This is a genomic window from Legionella geestiana, assembly GCF_004571195.1.
Taxonomy (GTDB): Bacteria; Pseudomonadota; Gammaproteobacteria; order Legionellales; family Legionellaceae; genus Legionella_B; species Legionella_B geestiana.
On the sequence record NZ_CP038271.1, the window covers coordinates 494,797 to 512,450 of the forward strand.

The following is a 17,654-nucleotide window of genomic DNA, read 5'->3' on the forward strand; positions in this document are numbered from 1 at the left end:
CTGACCGTGCGCACTCTTGGCATGGTGCCTTATGAACAAACCTGGCAGGACATGCAGCAATTTACTGCAGCGCGCACCGATACCACAGCTGATGAGCTGTGGCTGCTTGAACACCCGCCCGTCTATACCCAGGGGCAGGCCGGAAAGCCTGAGCATGTTTTAAACCCCGGCGGCATTCCCATCATTCAGACAGACAGAGGCGGACAGGTAACCTACCACGGACCTGGCCAGCTTGTTGCCTATGTCCTTATGGATATCCGGCGTCGAAAACTGGGTATCCGTACACTGGTGTGCCGGCTTGAAGAAGTCATTTTGAAGGTGCTTGACGACTATGGCATTACTGGCGAGACCCGCTGCAAGGCACCCGGCGTTTATGTGGGGGAAAAGAAAATTGCCTCCATTGGGCTGCGGGTGAAAAACGGATGCACTTACCATGGCATCGCCTTAAACGTCTCGACGGAACTTAGTCCCTTCAACGGCATCAATCCATGCGGGTTTGAACGCCTTGAAATGACCCGCATCAGCGACTTCACTGACTCAGCAAGCTGGCAGAGTGTGGCCATAGCGTTCCAAACTGCTTTCGTGTCGCAATTTGGGTGTGAATAATGCACTTGCTGACAGAATATATTCAACCTCTCACAGACTGGCTGCACGGCAATCCCCGCTGGGCGCTTCTCATCACCTTCCTCATTTCTTTTTCTGAGTCACTCGCGATTATTGGCAGTATCATTCCAGGTTCTGTTACCATGACTGCAATAGGCATTCTCGCGGGCTCCGGGGTGATGCGGGTTGACCTGACCCTGCTTGCCGCGATTCTGGGCGCCATCGCCGGTGACAGTGCCAGTTATATCCTTGGATTTGCCTGTCGCGACCAGCTGCAGAATGTCTGGCCATTTCGCCGCTATCCCGCGTGGCTCGCACTTGGTCGGGAATACTTTGAACGGCATGGAGGTAAAAGTGTCCTTATTGGACGATTTGTGGGGCCTTTACGTTCATTGATTCCGGTCATCGCCGGGATGCTGCACATGAACCAGTATCGTTTTTTCTTTGCGAATGTCCTCTCGGCCATTGGCTGGTCGCTTTTGTACATGCTCCCTGGCATTCTCATTGGCGCCGCAAGCAATGAACTTTCTCCTGAGAGTGCTACGAAACTCTTCGTAGGCATCCTGCTGGTAATTGCCTTTATATGGCTGTGCGGTCTGCTCCTCAAATACCTGATGCTCAGAATCTACCATCTTTTACAGCATAACCTCGGACATCTCTGTGCACCTTCTTCCAGGTTTCCTAAGTTTTCGCGCTTCATTCAGGGACTGGCACCTGTAGCTGAGACGGAGCTTTGGCATACTGCCGGCCTTTTGCTGCTCGGCCTCGTCAGTCTGCTCGCATTACTGGTGGTGGTACTGGCATTTACCACGGGCAAGATGCTGCCGCTTGACCGCGCGCTTTTTTACTTCTTCCAGACCCTGCGCACGCCAGTGATTGATGCCATACTGATTCTTGCTGTACAGTTTACCTCTACACTGGCGTTGTGCGGGGTTGCGGGCTCTATAGCGATGCGCCTGTACTCCTCGCGTGACTGGCATGGATTGCAGGCATGGCTGCTGCTCTGTGTGGTTTCACTGGTTTTAGCGCTCTCAGCCGCATATACCAGCGTATCACCGGGCTTTTCCGACCTGCCACACACGGCATCTGCACTCCCCGAACCCCATCTGCTTGTCCAGGCAGCCTTATTTTTCACCCTGATGTTCGCAGCCCGTCGATGGTGCCCTCCTCTGCAGGGACGCATTCTCGCTTCCTTGCTTGGTTCACTGTTAATACTCGGAAGTCTTTCATTCCTATGGCTTGGAGATACCTGGTTTTCTGCCGCTCTGGCGAGCCTGCTCTCGGGATTCCTGCTCGCTGTCTGCGTCTGGATATTTTGGCGGCGGGAAGCGCGCCCTGTGAGCGAATGCTCGACGGTTGCACTTTTAACGACTACAACACTGCTGGTTTCGGCAACACTTTCCGCAGTACTCTTCTTTCGTGGCGAGTGGAAAGCTCACAGCCCTTTTTTCGCACAATATGTGGTAAGCGAGAACGCATGGTGGACGCAAACCCGGCCCCTGCTGCCGCTTTATCGCACAAATCGCTTTGGGCAGCGCATCAGTCTTTTTAATCTTCAGTATGCTGGACAGCTCGCGGCCTTCAGCAAGGCACTGCGCGAAAGTGGCTGGCAGGCAGAGCCGGATTCATTCCTGAATACGCTCGCACGCCAGATGGACAGTTCACAGCCGCTTCAAACGATGCCCATGATGTCGCAGCTCTATCACAACCGTAAACCCGTTCTCGTTATGCGCTATAACCCCACCGATGGCACACCATCCATTATCCTGCGCCTGTGGCGTTCAAACTTTCATCTTTTGCATGCCAACAGCCCTCTCTGGCTTGGCAGTGTTCACGCGGAACCCGCTCCACGAGGTGCCCCCTGGACCGCCGACACCGCTTTGACAATGGTCGAGCGCGCAATGAAAGAATTTTACCTGCGCGAGTATCCACTCACACTCTCTACCCTGAAACCACTGCCCATTCCCTCCGCACCCCGACTTTTACTCATCAGTGAGACGCGGCCATTGAGTAACAAAAGCCTTTAAAGAGGCTGACAGGCCGGCAACGATGGTACGTATTCCATCTCCTCCTGCATATCGATAAAAATATAGCGAATGTTATCGAGGGTATCCTTAATTATCGAAGACTCACTGCTCTGCGTTTCAGTCTCCTGAATCAATTCATGAACCTTTTCAGAAAATGCGGCAAAGCGCATTGAGGCCACAGGCTCAGAGGCTTCAGAGGTTGCAGCGTTTAAAATCGCATCCGCCAAAAGTACGCCCCTTTTTGCATCTTCACCATCGGAAAAGTCGTCAAAACCAAAACGAGAGCGGCAATTACGCAGCGAATCTATTTCTCCCATCAACTGCAGACAACACCGGATTTGACGTTCATTAGTAATAACATGCACGATGGCGCACCAGTCAGGGTTAACAAACACAGATGCAATAAGCTCCTCCCATGCCTTAAAACGGCAGCCTACAAGATGGCATAATGCAGGATATAAACCTGCATGACTCGGCATCCTGCCGTCATTGACCGACAAAAACCTTGCGCCTGCCTCTCCAATCTTCTCGGGCCACTTATCCTCGGTTACTGGGAAGCATTCGAGCAGGCGCAGAAGCAGGCTGACCATATCGGGATTTTCCAGTGCAGAACTTTTTGCAATATCAAGATTTTTCGAATTGGCAATCGCCAACAGGCGTCTGAAGGATTCATCCTTCGCTATTCGTTCAAGGCTCGTGGTATCTATAAGGTCTTTGTTGAGTAAAAGCACCATGGCACTGTGAAAATTAACATCATCCCAGTATTCGGCGAGCAGGGAAAATGCATGCGCTACAAACTCTTTGGGTAATGACTCTTCCGCTGCGTAGAACGCAAGAAGTCTGCCTGTTGGCTTCTTGCTGATAAACATGCGTGCATTTCGCCGAAAGTCGGCGTGGTTAATCTCAAGTAATTGACTCAACACAATTTTAACGCGCGCATCATTAACCACGGCTTTCGCGAGTTTTTTAAAGAGATTGTCATCTGGCACGAGTCGGTCAAGTGTTGTCAAGAGGCTAATAATTTGTTCAGAGAAAGTCTGGAGCGATTCCGTAAGGAGGTTATGTATCCCGCGTCGAGCGAGCAACCATATAAAATCCGGATGTCTTTTTAACAAAAAATACGCCATGTATCGTTTTTCTTGAGCATGCAATCCTGAGCGTATCAAGAGCATATTTCCCGACTGCACCAGCATTTCCGTAGGTACATCGTCCCTCAACAAAAGTGCTTTCAGTTCGGGGAGGTCTTCCATCAACGACCTTGGGAAAATCCCAGGCATTTGGGCATCGGTAAACCGCACAAAGAGAGTTGCGCACTCTTTATCGGATACCAGCATGTCAGCGTATTCATGAAACCTCGTGACGCTCAGGCAAATAAAGCGCGCATATTCCGTGATTCTGTCTACACCCGGCGCTTTATAGGGATGCAGCAATAACTCGTTAATCCGCGCCGCACGAAGTTCTCCTTCCGGGAGCTCATCGAGGACAATGAGAATCGCGTTAAAGAGTCCCGCTATTCTCTGCAGGCGTTCTAATGCCTGCAGGAGGGATGGCGTTTTCAGAAAAACGGCCAGATGGCGTAAAGCATCACGTCTTTCGAGGAATCCCATCAGGTCTAGCAACACATCATGGGTTATCGTGTCATTTATGTGCATACTGGGTGGGACGAGCTGCTGCAGTGCAAACCATGCGCTCAAAATTTCGAAGGAAGCACCCTTTAGGCTTTCCGGCAGGCGGGCCTCAAAAAATTCACGGGAATGTTCTGCAGTGTTAAGTACAGACAGAATGTGCTCAGGTTCCATACGGCTTTTGTGAGCTTCAACCAGTATCAGGCATTGAAGGGTGTCGCGCCGCAAATGATTACAGTCGAGTGGAAGGCCAAGTTTTTTAACCACGAACATCGCAGCAAGTACCAGTGGATGAATAAGGCATTTTTTAAAACTTTGAGCATCAAATGCCACGGCATCAGAAGTGTCGAGCACTGGAGAAAGCCCATATACTTCCACCATCTCATCCGTAAAAAGCTGGTGATAATTCAAGTTTAAAGACTTACCATAGGCGCTGATGCAGGGACGTGGGAACCAGAGAGCACGCATCAGCGCAAGCGTGTCGTAGTCTACCGCCGTAAACGTGCGCGTGTTCATCGGGCGATACCCCCAGGTGCCCCACGAAGCGTGCACAATGCCATAAGGTCTCTTATCAGCCGCCCCAAAGTCGGCAAGCCTTATTTCACCTCCCGGCTTGACGAGAATATTTGCAGGCTTAATATCGCCATGCGACCAGGGGGTTCCGGTAAGCGACAGATGCCCTGCGTGTAGATGCCAGACATGCAGACACAATGCAATGGCGTTATCAAAACACTCCTCGGGTGAAGGCTCCTGCTGAGTGTTCCATTGCCCTAAATCCACGCCAAGATTCAGCATGTGGATGTAATATTTTGAAGAATTACTATCAATCATGTGTCCATGCGATAAGCCAAGATCGACCAGACACTCAATCTCGTTAGAGAGCAGCCCATGCTCAGAGCCAATTTTTAGAACATCTCCAGAACCGCCCTCGCCCCTGTCTGCCAGTTTAACGCGGCCATACGTTCCTCGCCCCAAAAAACCCTGAGGCTCATTCGATGAAAACAGCCTGAAATCCGTACCGCCAATGCGAACCCAGGAGCTTTCAAGACCGCTGTTATTATTGATTTGACCCGATTTTCGCTGCCGCGCTTTGCGCGCTTTCATTTCTGGTGAACGGTCAAGCAGTGCTTTTGCTATTTGCTCCTGAGACGTTTCTGGCATGGAAGACTCCTGCTTGCAGGGCGTTTTTTCGCACCATTGTTGGCCAGTCCCGTTACAAATTCAATAGGGCGTGTCATTAATTAATTGTTTGAAGCGAAAAACGTGATTGATGACACACCCTGAGTATTCTTCGTAACGTGCAGCAAGGACACACGGCTATGTGCGACAACTGACATGACCGCTATGGCTCGTATGTCAGCTGAGGCTCAACGGCAGTGATATTTAACAAAATGTGTATGTTTTGGATTATTTCTGCAAGCTCTTCGTTATTGGCATACTGGTCTTGAGCCACATTCATCCACTCACCCACCGCCTCGCAAAATGCCATAAAGCGCTCTGATGGTGTTTCCTGCTCCGACTGCGCGCGGGCTGCATCCAGAATCGCATCTGCGAGACAGCAGCTGACATCCTGCTCTGACTCCCATCTTCGAAGGCGTGTCACCTGCTCCATCAATCGGTTACAACATTCCATTTCATGGTGATTCGTGATGACGTGTACGAACGAGCACCACTCGGGGCTGCTAAAGACGTTTTCGACCAGAAAACGCTTTGCCATCTTTGAGCTGACAAGGTGCAGCAGTGCGGGATAAAAACCCGGATAACCAGGCATTTCGCCATGATATAACAAATATTCTTCGGAAACCCCTAAAATAACCTCGTGCCATGCATGTGAGGTATCATCGAATGTTTCAAGCAGGAGCAGGAGCAACTCCGCTGCATCCGGATGTTCAAGAGCAGGAAAATCATGGATTTTTAGCGTTCTCTGATTATCAAGCGCCAGTAACCGTCTGTAGGTTTCATCGTCAGAGATTCGCAGAAGACGGCTCATGGTTAAACCGTTTACGTTTAAGAGAAGCTGCAGCGCGCCATGAAAATCATCATCCTGCCAGTGCTCGACCAGCCGTGAAAATGCCTCATTCGCAAGCTCTGCCAGTTCAGGGTTATCGAGTATGCTAAAACCAAGCAGCCTGGCCGTGGGCCTGCTTCGGGCCAGATGATATGCGATGGCCGGAAAGTTCGGGATATTAATCTCCAGGAGGCGCTTTAGCATGTCACGCCCACGCACATCCCGCAGCACATATCTCCCAAGCAGTCTGAATACAACCTTGTCAGTCAGGGTACTCTCGAGCGACTTCACCAGAAGAATAGTCTGCTCGGATATATGCGCCAACTCCTGAACCGGGCGATTATGCTCCCCAAGGAGCACCAGCGTCCACAGAAAATCAGGATGCTGGTGTAACAGCAGCATAAGGTTCGCCTTTTGCGGGCTCGGGTGCGTTATCTCCAGAAAACTTAGAATGTTTGCGGTTAAGGGAAAGACTTCTGTAGCCACATCATCCTTCAATAACAGCGCTTTAAGCGCGGGGTAATCCTCCTCACAAAACGATTGAAAATGCCTCGGCCTGCCGGCCTCATAAAATCGCAACATTAATGTCGCGGCATCAGGGTTTGATGAAATTATTCTGGCAAAACGCCTGCAGGCAATATCACTTGTACACAAAAAGCGGGCATATTCGGTTGTTCTGGTTACATAGCGCGCATTTTTCGGATACTGTAACAGCTCATTAATGCGCAGCGTTCGCAGCGGCACATCCGGAAGTTCATCAAGTACGATTAAAACGGCTTGAAAAAGCGATGGATTTCTCACAAAAATATTAAGCGCTTCCAAGAGCGCTGGTGTTTGAAGAAACGCTGTCAGATGACGCAGGGCATCCTTCGTTTCAAGAAAGTCCATCAGTTCCAGCAGAACATCGTCAGACGGCAGCGTTATTTCTGCGCGAGGAGGTACTATCTGCTGCAACATAAAGTATGCGCGCAAGTGCTGCAACGGTGCTTTTGTAAGCGTATCCGCAAGGCGGGACTCAAGAAATTCACGCGGGTTTTCGAGGGTCGCTTTAATGCCCTCGGCAGTCATGTTACTTTTATGAGCCTCAACGAGCAGCATGCACTGCATGATGTCGCGAGGCAAGGTGTTGCAGTCGAGTGGAATGGCGTGTTTTTTTACGACAAGCATCGCTGCAAGCGCCAGAGGATGCACCAGACACTTTTTAAAGCCTTGAGCATCAGGCGCCACGGTATCGGAGGTATCAAGAATGGACAGAAGTCCGAATTCACCGACCATCTGGTCAGTAAGGATTTGGTGATAAGACACATTGCTAAAATGCCCCATGGCACTGAAGCCGCAAGGCGGATACCAGAGGGTACGCATCAAGGCGAGTGTATCGTGTTCTGCCGCAGTCAAGAGGCGTGTATTCATCGGACGATACGCCCAGGTGCCCCAGGAGGTGTGCACAATGCCATAAGGGCGTTTAGTGACCGCACCAAAATCTGCGAGTCGCACAACACCGCGCTGCTTAATCAGGACATTTGCAGGTTTGATATCGCCATGTGCCCATGGCGTTCCAGTCTTCGACAACCGTCCTGAATGCAACTCCCACACATTCAGGCACAGGGCAATGGCATTATCAAAGCGCACATCCGTCGACTCATCATTGCGCTCACTCCATGCAATGACATCTTCACCTAGATTCGGCATGTGAATATAAAGTTTTGGTACGGAACCGTGTGAATCGAGCGCGTAACCATTGGTTAACTGCAAATCCTGAAGACATTCAATCTCAACACGCAGCGTCTCGGTATATCTTGCAATTTTTAGAACATCCGCTGAAGTACCTTCTCCCCTGTCAGCCTGTTTAACGCGGCCATGTGTTCCCCTGCCAAGAAGCCCATTGGGCACGCCTGAAGAAAACAGCCTGTAATCAGTGCCTTCTATACGCACCCAGGAATGTTCAAGACCGCTTGAATTGTTGACCCCTTCTGATTTGCGTTTGCGCGACTTTTGCGCTTTTGCATCAGGCGTGCGGTCAAGAAGGGCTTTTGCTATTTGTTCCTGAGACGTTTCTGGCATGGAAGATTCCTGCGTGTAGGGCATTTTTTCGCGCCATTATTGGCCAGTCTCGTTGCAAATTCAATAAGCACGCTTCTAGATGCTGTCGTCATAAGATATGACGACAGCATCTAAAGTGCAGAAGATGAAGCCCGCGGCATGCTGGAAGCCTCCTCAGGTGCGCTCTGTGATGCAGCGTCTCTTGCAAAAAACGCTGATGAGGAAAGAGTCGGCAAGGCTCGAAGACGTTCACATTTCGCAAAAAAAACATTGGCATGAAGCAGCAGTTCATGCGGAGGCAGTCGCGGAAAGAACACCGGAAGTTGCGCGGTAAAGGTAAAACGCAAAGGCATTTGTGCAGCGAAGTGAACACCCTGTGAAAGCGCGCCGCCAAGAATTGCCAAAGCAAGATAGAGCAAGGTGAGAAAGGCCGCACTAAAGCTTTCAATACTTTCTTGAGCAGCAAGCACCCTGCAGAAGGTCAGCAAAACATCTTCAAAACGCTGCAGGGCACTTATCCGCTGAAGGGTTGCTCCGTGGCACATCATAAACTCGCGAAAAAACGTTTCAAGTGTAAAGAGCGTTGAATCACCTGATGCGCTGGTCATTCGCGTCATCATGAACTCAGCGATGTGTTCGGGGGATTCAAGCCACGCAAAAAGCGCCATCCAGCGCCCGTTTTGAGTCCAGAATGGTGATGACACATCCGGATAATACCGTTGACAAACGAGACGCCCAATAGCCGGGTTGGCTCCCCGCGCCTCTAGAATGCGCGCCACAACATCCTCAAGAGGCGGGCGCGCTGTCAGTTCAGCCGATGCTTTTTCAAGCCAGCTCTCAAGCGGTTTATCCGGCAAACGGTTCAGCACATCAAAAAGTGCGTCTTCGGTGTAGTATTGCAAATCCTGCGGGCGTTCGAGCATCCACCGCATCATCAGGGCGTTAGCCTGTGAATCATGCTTAACGCGCTGGTGAACGGCAAAAAAATCTCTCGTGATAGAGGTTTCCACCCACGAAAAGGGTAGAACATTCGATTTATCCAAAAAGAGCGGAAAATCTCCGCGATACCCTTCCAGAAATTCCGCGAGCCCTCCTGAGTCTCTAAGGTGAAGCACATCATGAAACTTAAAGTTACCGCGAAAGAGGGTTTGCAAAAACTTCATATTCTGTTCCCATGTGTCAATAAAACACCCCATCCTGAGCGGTGTTTCTACCACAACCAATCCCAGCGGGTGACAGAGGAAGGCGTAGGCGCGGGCTTCGAATAATTGTTGAAAAAAAGTACGCATCTCATGAGTGGACTGGTACTGAAATAAACTGCGCATTTTATCGGCGGGTATCGCGTCCAGAAAAGACTGCTCGATACCGGCAGGCACAAAAAGCTGATAGCTCTGCAAAAAATCGGTGAGTGTTTTTAGAGCCTCAACGGCCACATGAATCGTGTGCGAACGCTCTCTTAATACCGGGAGCCGGCATTCAAAGAATGTATCAAACGATTTTATTTCCTGTATCGCGGCTAAAAGCTTCTCTCTGCGCGGATGATTGCTCAGCAGATAATCGAGCAGGGCATGCGCATGCTTCAACTGCTTCGTATGACCTTGAATCAGTGACAAAAGTTCTGCGTCAGGCATCTCAATGAGGCGGTTACAAAAACGCTTAATTCTGCCCCGGTTTGCAACTATACACTCACATGCATGAACGACAAGCCTTTGAATATCAAGGGTAGCAAGCTTCTCCCTGATAGTATCTTCCGAGTACCCGGGCCACTTTTGCGTCAGGAAAAGCCCCTGAATCCTCCACCAGTCATACGATCTCCCCTCGTAATGTTTGAGAATAATGTCTGGATTACCGGGGATTTGGATATGCCCCGCCAACCAGTCAACGTTAAACGTCGATAAAACACTATTTCCTGACAGGCGCTCCAGAAACTCTGAAAAACTCACACCCCGAAATACTGATGCTGCATGCGGTTTGATGACGTTAAAGAGCCGCGTCTGCATGCCGGGAAACCAGCTTAGCCAGTCAGCAAGGTTTTGCGGCTCGGGCTGCCTGAAATCATACTCAAGAATGCCTGCTTCGATGATTTTTAATGCTTCTGCAGGTGTATGAAAGGCTTTAAAAAACGCCAGCACCCCCTCACCATCAAAAAGTCTTTTACGTTGCGCTGGCTGCATCAGCGACAGCATTTCCAAACGAAGCACTTGCGGCAATTGTTGATACCAGCTCAAAAATTCAGCGCGCTCAGGAAAAACATCTGTAAAGTCAGCCTCTGCTATCAGTGATTTCAGTGCGGATGGAATTTGCGCGCTTCCCTCGAGCAGAATAAGCGAGGCTTCAAGAGTTTCCCTGCTGACTTTGACCATTGTTTCCATCCTTGATATCGGTTTTACCGCTCGGGATTATGCATGGTCACGTACTGCATGACAAGTCGGGTTCGCGCAGGGTACGGGGCTTGCATCAGCGCATGAACAACGCTTCAAAACCATTTTTTTATGCTTCATGCGCTAAAGGGCGATTGAAACAATCGACAGGCCCGTTGACCCTTTGGCGGGGGCGAATTGGCTGTTCAGTTATCATTAAACTATACTTAATTTATTCATTATGAATTTATTATAGCCTTTATGTTTATAAGCAGGACGGAAGCTTACTTATACGCTATTCATACGCTTAAGGCACTCGCACGTGACGGTATTAATGCGGCACTGGTTGAATCCGCAGTACGCGAAATTCGCATGGCTGTTGAGAACCATGAAAAAGATGCTGAGAAGGTTGCTATCATTCTCGTTCGCATCAGCGAGCGGGTACGAAAGTACTCAACCAGAGAAAGGCTCCTTGCAACTTCCGAACAAATCCGGCATTTCAAAGATGAGCGGAATGCCTTACAAAAGTATGAAAACCCGCTGGCTCGACATATTGAGTCACAAATACACATTACCATGCTGCAAAACCCTACCGAGGCGATGATGGAGACAGTGGGGTTTTTGTCGCAAAAGATAATACTGGCCATCGAATCGGTGCACAGCAGCGATCCGAAATTCGGTCTTCAGGGTCCCAGCAATAAATTTTTATTACCAAGCCTGAAGCCATCTGAACTGGGCTTTGGAGGCTTTGACGTACAACCCTCACGTGAACAGATTATTAACATTCTTCAAGCAAACCGCCCTGAAGATTTAGCACGTATAATGCAAATTCATTTCAAGTTCGCTCAAAACGTTTTTCGCTACTATACTTTTGAAGGCTTGGCACCCGTAAGACCTCCGATTGGAAAATTAAGGGAAATTTTGAGGACAACGCGTTTCAGGGAACATCCAGAAAAATTTTTTGAAGTCATCGAGCCAGAAACAGCCTCATGGATTCCTGATACATTGATGTACCAAAGTGGCCTATATAAGGAAAGAGGGAGACTGGGTATTATCAACGTTAAATCAGAGGCTGATTATAAAATTCAGATGGGTCTGATGCGCGAGGAAGGCGGATTATTTAACGAAGGCATCCCCTGTTCGTCTCCAGGATGGGCGCCTGATGCAAAATTACAGGCACCGGACCTGGAGGCGCCCTGCACACGCGACCTTTTTGAAAATGATGCCGTTTATGTATCCGGTCCTTCAGGCATGACCAGCCTGTTTCTCGGTCAAATGGAGTGCCTCGCTAATTTTTCGAGTCTTGCTGAAAAACAACATTATCTCGCGGCAATCACGGCTTATATGGTTTCCGGCGGGTTTCACAGCCTCCATGAAGTCATTGGCCCCGCAGAATATGCTTTAGGGTTGGTTCCGGGGTATGAGGTCTCGGTTCCAGTTGCTGAGAGGTTGGCAAGTCCACCAAATTACCACGTTTTTTATGCGCAGCTGATGTCGCACGATGTGCAGTTTCAATCGGTTTATCAACGTGCATGGCAACAGATAGAACATTTTTTTTCCTCACGCTACCTTCCTGAAGAGGGAATGGGACCAATGCCTGCGTTTAATCCCAAAACGACCGTTGAGCAGGGAATACGTGAATTTTTGGACCTTAAAAACAGAGGAAACCTCATCGAGAACTTAACGTTCTTTCGAGCCTCCCCGTCACAACTGCACGCCCAGAATTATTTGCAGCTGCTTGCGCAATCGCAGTCCGCCTTTGAAAGCAGCCTGATAACCTGTGCACTTTTCGCGACTTCTCATGGAAAAGAACTGCAGCGTTTTATAGCAAAAAAATTCGGCTTTACCGATATTGATTGCGCATATAATTTTTTTAATGACCACGTGAAATATATTCTTGGCAGCGAAATCTACCCGCATAAGCCCGATAGCGAAAAGGCACTGTCGGCTTTAATTCGTTATAAGCTCATTCCAGAATTAAATACACTCACAAGGAAGAGAGTTGAGTTACATCCAGAGTCGATATATAGTGAAACGCTTAAAATGATTAAATCTATAGCGGCTGGTAGATTTGATGAACATTTTTCACCCCCGCATCTGCAAAATAACAGGAGCACATGATGCCTAATCATTCATTTTTTTCTAGTGATGCAAGTATTGATGAGCTAATCACTCGCATCAGAGAAAACGATAAGGCATTCACACGTTGTTATTTCGATAATAAACACCTCAGCAATAGCCAATTTGACGCCCTCTTTGAGGCACTCTCTCATAACACGGTTGTAACGTATGTGAATCTCTTCGGATGCGGCCTTGAAGAACATCATCTGCGTGCGTTAAAGCAGTCAGTGGAAAATAATCCGTCCATTCATTCGCTGATACTTGAAGAATCACCTCGTGATACCGAAAAACAAATACTGATAGACAGCATTAAAAACATTCTGAGTGAACGCCCGAGGCCAGATAATGGACTTGATATCTGAACCCCTGGTCGACAGGGGCAAAAAGCTCTGACTGAGGCCAAACAGCTTACCTCGGTGAAGCCACCCGTCGTGCCTCTGAGTGCCTGTCTTTAGAAAGCGCAAGACACAAAAGGCCGTCGGCTATTTTAGGCAGCTCACCATCAAGGAAAGCATAGGCCGTTTGGAAACAGTCTTTTTGTGCAAAGAGCGTCAGTCCGGCTGACATGCGCAGGGGAAGCTCTGGAACACGCACCCTTCTTGAGTGAATGGCATATTGTTCCGCCTCACTGAGGCGCCCCTCCTGAATCGCCGCTTCTGTTTTTATTGTAAAACGCTTGATGCGCTCCCGAGATGCACGCGCTGCCTGCTCCATGTGTGTGACCTGGATAGAGTCTAAAAATGCGATGGTATCCATGTGCCGGGAAAGCGCTTTAAGCGGCTCTTTAAAGCGCATCAGGGCATCAGAGCCAGTGCCTTTCAGTGCCAGCGCTTTTTTCAACAGATTGCGCGCGTCTTCACATCGCTCAGAGGAAAAATCGTCGGCCAATGATTCTTCTTTTAAAAGGCAGGCTGAACGCAAGACCCATATTTTCTGAAGCCAGCTGTTTTTATTGCGCAGGTGTTCGTCACTTTCTATGCTTGACTCCATCGCAACAAGCCGCTCAAGCGCCGCCTTCACCGTATCTTCATCCAGAGAATCAACCTGCCAGAGACTCTTTCGAATGGCGGAAAGTTGCTCATACAGTGCATCACCAGATGAAACAGGTGGTGATGATGACGAGGGTTTAGAAATATTGACAGTATCGGCGGAGGAAGACCCGCTTATACTGGAGAGTGAACCAGTTAACGAAAAAGTACGCGTGAACATCATAAAGCTCCATCTACCATTCGACAACCAAATCGTACACTTTTACACCGAACACAACAAGGGTATTTTTTAATCAAAGCGAAATTATTTTAGATATTTAAATAATTTCAGAGGCTTAAGGCATGACCATTCACACGCTAGACCGTATCAGCGCGCGCACCAAAAAACGCGCCGGCGAAAGCGCCTGTTGGATAGAACGAGGCAGGAGAGGCGCGCTCGCATCAAGGCTTTCTGCCAGAAATTCCGCACACAATGGCGCGCTGGTCAAAGCGCGGGAGCCAAAGCCCGCGCAGATGTAAAGCCCCTCGTGAAAAGCACCGGTGGCCGAAAGCCAGCACTTCGCATTGCGGCGCATCGGCGCAAAGCGTTCAGAAAACTGCCCGACATCGGCAACCGGCCCGACCAGCGGCAGATAATCAGGCGTGACTGCGCGTACACCTGCCCACTGCGTACTCGCAGCATCAGGCCATGACACATCCGGGACAAACGTTGCAAGGCGTGCCATGTTACGTGCGTCATCTTCGCTGCTGCACACGCTTGAATCAACACCCGGAAAATACGTTGCACCTGTAAGGTGCACGCCGTTCACAGCGGGCAGTACGTGACCATCGCCACAGACGGGCAGAAGCAGCGCACGTGACTCAGACGTTGACTCAAAACCGCTCATCTGACCGCGCAGGGGCTTAAGGGTCAGGTGCGAAGTCTCGGGATACCGTGAGGCGGCAATGCCGCAAGCTATCACAAGAATGTCGCCCGTCTGCCCGCCGGCATACCAGAGAGAATTCTCACGATGAATCGTTTCAACCGGCGTGTTTGCCAGTACATGTATGTTCGGGGCACTTAAGAGATGCGTGCATAAGGCGCGCGCATCCATCCAGCCAGCCGCCGGTACAAAGAGCGCTTCATGTCGTAGAGGAATACCGGCAAGCCTTGAGGCCATCGCTGCATCAACCCACTGAGCCACATCGGGACAATGCGCAAAAAGCGGGCGAAGACGCGCAAATTCCTGGCGCGTTTTATTGTCCATGGCAAGCTGTAAAATGCCACTGAAATCCCCCCCAACCCCTTCACCGTGCAACGCCCGCAACCGGCGCGCGCTCTGTGGAAAGGCCATCAGAAAAAAACGGCTCATGGGGGAGTCGTGTGAAGAAAACATGGGATATAAAACCGCCTGTGGATTACCGGAGGCACCGCCGGCGGGGTTCGCTTCGCGCTCCAGTACGACCACCTCCCAGCCACGCCGCGCGAGCGCGTCTGCAACAAAAGCCCCGGCAAGCCCGGCACCTGCCACCAGCGCGCGGCCTCGCTGTTGAAAGCGTTTCGCATTGACGTGCCACGGGGTTTTACGTATCGTTCTATTTTCTACGTTTGGGCTCTTTCGCGCCACCAACATTCGGCGTTTACGCCCAAATCCCGGTACTTTGCTGACCATAAAACCCGCCTGCCCCAATCCCTCGCAGACGGCGCGCGCGCAGGAAAATGTCGCGAGCGTGGCGGTATCGTGCGCGAGGAGTCCGAGTGTGTTAAAAAGCGTCTGTGTCCACATGGCAGGATTTTTTGCAGGCGAAAACCCATCGAGAAAAATCGCATCCAGCCTGCATTGCCCAAACGCTTTTTCCGTTTCGGCCTCACCTGAGGTCAGAAGCTCTGTATACATGTCTGTCGCGTCCCCAAGCATCAGCATGAGCGTCACGGGCAGGCCCGAAAGCTTCAACTGGTGCATGCCGGGCACCAGCATGGGACAGGCTTCAAGCAGTGCCGCGCCAATCGCCTCATACTGTGGCCAGAGCGCCATGCAGCGCGCGAAATCCTCCCGCTTAAGAGGATATTTTTCACAGGAATAGTAATAAAGATGCGCGTCAGCAGGAGCATTTTTCAGCCAGCAATCAATGGTGACCAGGGCATTCAAGCCTGAACCAAAACCGGTTTCGGCTATGACAAAATGCGATTTCGCATCCCGGGGCAATGCCTGCCAGCGTTCGATAAGCTGGTTTCCGTCGACAAAAACATGCCTGACTTCCGCCGGCCCGTTTTCCGGCAAAAAGTAAACATCCTCGAAAGCAGGTGAATACGGCAGACCATCACGCCAACTAAGGTCTGCCGGAACAATAGGGTCAAGCGGTCTGCTCAATACAACACTCACGTGATTCGGCAAGGGGTGCGGCATTCATTGCCTCAGCCTCTTCACCAGATTCAGCCATCCAGCGTCTCAACACTGGAACCAGCAACCAGAGAAGCATGGCCGCCGCTACCGCAAGCAGACCCAGCTTCAAGAATACTTCCGCAAAAAGCGCATTGGTGAACAAGGGAGATGCCCCCTCCCCTCCCGCGCTCATGCTGTTAGACGTAAAGCTCGCAAGGGTTGAGCCTACGCCAACGGTCAACATCCACATGCCCATCATCACGCCCTGCAGAGACTGTGGCACCAGTCGACCCACCATGGCATAACCAACGGGCGACAACAGCAGCTCACCTGTGCTTTGCAGCACGAAGCTTGCCACAACCCACATCGGTGCTACAAGACCTGTATCACTGGCTCTGGCAATGCCGCAGGGCAAGAGCATAAAAGCGAACCCGATACAGAGGAGCGCAAGCGCGAACTGCACGGGAATGCTGACTGCTATTCCGCGTCCGCGAAGACGCGTGAGCAGCATGCTCATCAGGGGGCCGCCAATGACAATGGTGAGCGTGTTAATATTCTGGAACCACTGGGTGGGCAGCGTAAAGCCATTAATCGTTCGCGCCACATTATGCTCGATAAATTGTGTCAGTCCCATGGGGGCTGTCTGAAAGAGCATCCAGAATACCGTGCTGACGAGCATCAGGACAACAAAACTCTGCATCCGCCCGCGTACAACCCCATCACGCTGTCGATGCGCCAGCAGCAGCGCGACACCCGCCATAACCGCGCCCGTTACGAGCACCAGCCGATTGGCAAACTCGGCATGCTGCAGCATAAAGGCAAGGAGCGGCGGCAGAGCGAATACAGAAAGTACACCAAAAAAGCGCGAACGCCGTTTGGCTGAGGGAAGTTTTTGAGAAAAGAGGGTGTCACGGTCAGCCAGGTATGGCCAGGCGCGCAGGCAAAAGAGCAGTGCCGCAAGGTTACCGAGGCTTGCCAGCACAAAAAGGCTTTGATAATCCTGCAGCATCTGAAAATACCCGCTGAGGCTGAAGCCCGCGAAAAAGCCGGCATTCATGGCGGCATAATTCCAGAAAAACGCCGTTTCGCGGCGACTGTCGCCTGGCTCAAAAAAACGGGTCAGCAGGCAGTTGATACAGGTTACATTCAGACCGCATCCAGCAAGAAAGGCGCCGAGCCCGCCATAAAGGCCGATATCGCCAGAATTCATGGCGACCAGCAGACAGCCTGCAATCTGTGCAAGCATTCCAAGGCAGAAGAGCATGCGAAACGACAGTATTCGCCCACCCCAGTAACCGCCAAGAAGGTGAAGCGCATAGTTGAAAGCGACAAACACTCCGGTGATATGATTGGCGTCCCTTGCTGAGAAGCCAAGTTTTCCCGTCATATACAGGACCAGCGTCGAGTACAGCACACTGTAACTCAGTGTGGAAACCACTTGAATGCCACACAACGCACCAACACCCTTTGGAATTACCGCCTCTGAAGACCCCGCACGCGAGAAAATCGTCATTGGTC

The 17,654-nt window shown here is 50.6% G+C and carries 10 protein-coding genes; 4 read left to right on the forward strand and 6 right to left on the reverse strand.

The genetic code is table 11. The features are described from left to right. Both lipB and E4T54_RS02205 read left to right on the forward strand, forming a co-directional pair. Entirely contained in the window at positions 1–606 is a 606-nt protein-coding gene (lipB, locus tag E4T54_RS02200) for a lipoyl(octanoyl) transferase LipB (protein ID WP_028387080.1), read from the forward strand. Continuing rightward, entirely contained in the window at positions 606–2,630 is a 2,025-nt protein-coding gene (locus tag E4T54_RS02205) for a VTT domain-containing protein (protein ID WP_051551014.1), read from the forward strand. Before lipB ends, E4T54_RS02205 begins: the two co-directional genes overlap by 1 nt. On the opposite strand, the gene E4T54_RS02210 is transcribed toward E4T54_RS02205, so the two are convergent. The 3 genes from E4T54_RS02210 to E4T54_RS02220 all read right to left on the reverse strand — a co-directional run bounded on the left by E4T54_RS02210 (position 2,627) and on the right by E4T54_RS02220 (position 10,666). Next, positions 2,627–5,416: a protein kinase family protein gene (locus tag E4T54_RS02210; RefSeq protein WP_028387079.1), complete on the reverse strand. Its 2,790-nt coding sequence runs from the start codon at positions 5,414–5,416 to the stop codon at positions 2,627–2,629. The genes E4T54_RS02205 and E4T54_RS02210 overlap by 4 nt on opposite strands. Positions 5,417–5,597: 181 nt before the next feature. After that, positions 5,598–8,324: a protein kinase family protein gene (locus E4T54_RS02215; RefSeq protein WP_028387078.1), complete on the reverse strand. Its 2,727-nt coding sequence runs from the start codon at positions 8,322–8,324 to the stop codon at positions 5,598–5,600. Between the two features lie 110 nt (positions 8,325–8,434). Continuing rightward, positions 8,435–10,666 carry a hypothetical protein gene (locus E4T54_RS02220; RefSeq protein ID WP_028387077.1) on the reverse strand — a complete coding sequence of 744 codons (2,232 nt, stop codon included), beginning with the start codon at positions 10,664–10,666 and terminating at the stop codon, positions 8,435–8,437. Between the two features lie 258 nt (positions 10,667–10,924). Between E4T54_RS02220 and E4T54_RS02225 the strand changes: the two genes are divergently transcribed. Next, positions 10,925–12,784, forward strand: coding sequence for a hypothetical protein (locus E4T54_RS02225; protein ID WP_028387076.1), 1,860 nt, complete (start codon positions 10,925–10,927; stop codon positions 12,782–12,784). Then, the gene (locus tag E4T54_RS02230) at positions 12,781–13,146 is read left to right on the forward strand and encodes a hypothetical protein (protein WP_135100387.1); all 366 of its coding nucleotides are present in this window, start codon (positions 12,781–12,783) and stop codon (positions 13,144–13,146) included. The genes E4T54_RS02225 and E4T54_RS02230 overlap by 4 nt, the downstream gene beginning before the upstream one ends. Before the next feature lie 46 nt (positions 13,147–13,192). On the opposite strand, the gene E4T54_RS02235 is transcribed toward E4T54_RS02230, so the two are convergent. The 3 genes from E4T54_RS02235 to E4T54_RS02245 all read right to left on the reverse strand — a co-directional run bounded on the left by E4T54_RS02235 (position 13,193) and on the right by E4T54_RS02245 (position 17,649). Beyond that, positions 13,193–13,996, reverse strand: a complete 804-nt coding sequence (locus E4T54_RS02235; RefSeq protein WP_131793708.1) for a hypothetical protein — start codon at positions 13,994–13,996, stop codon at positions 13,193–13,195. A 127-nt stretch (positions 13,997–14,123) separates the two neighbouring features. Next, complete coding sequence (gene mnmC / locus E4T54_RS02240; RefSeq protein WP_167755232.1) at positions 14,124–16,136, reverse strand: bifunctional tRNA (5-methylaminomethyl-2-thiouridine)(34)-methyltransferase MnmC2/FAD-dependent 5-carboxymethylaminomethyl-2-thiouridine(34) oxidoreductase MnmC1; 2,013 nt, start codon at positions 16,134–16,136, stop codon at positions 14,124–14,126. Next, the gene (locus E4T54_RS02245; protein ID WP_051551012.1) at positions 16,108–17,649 is read right to left on the reverse strand and encodes a peptide MFS transporter; all 1,542 of its coding nucleotides are present in this window, start codon (positions 17,647–17,649) and stop codon (positions 16,108–16,110) included. Before E4T54_RS02245 ends, mnmC begins: the two co-directional genes overlap by 29 nt. Positions 17,650–17,654 lie beyond the last annotated feature (5 nt).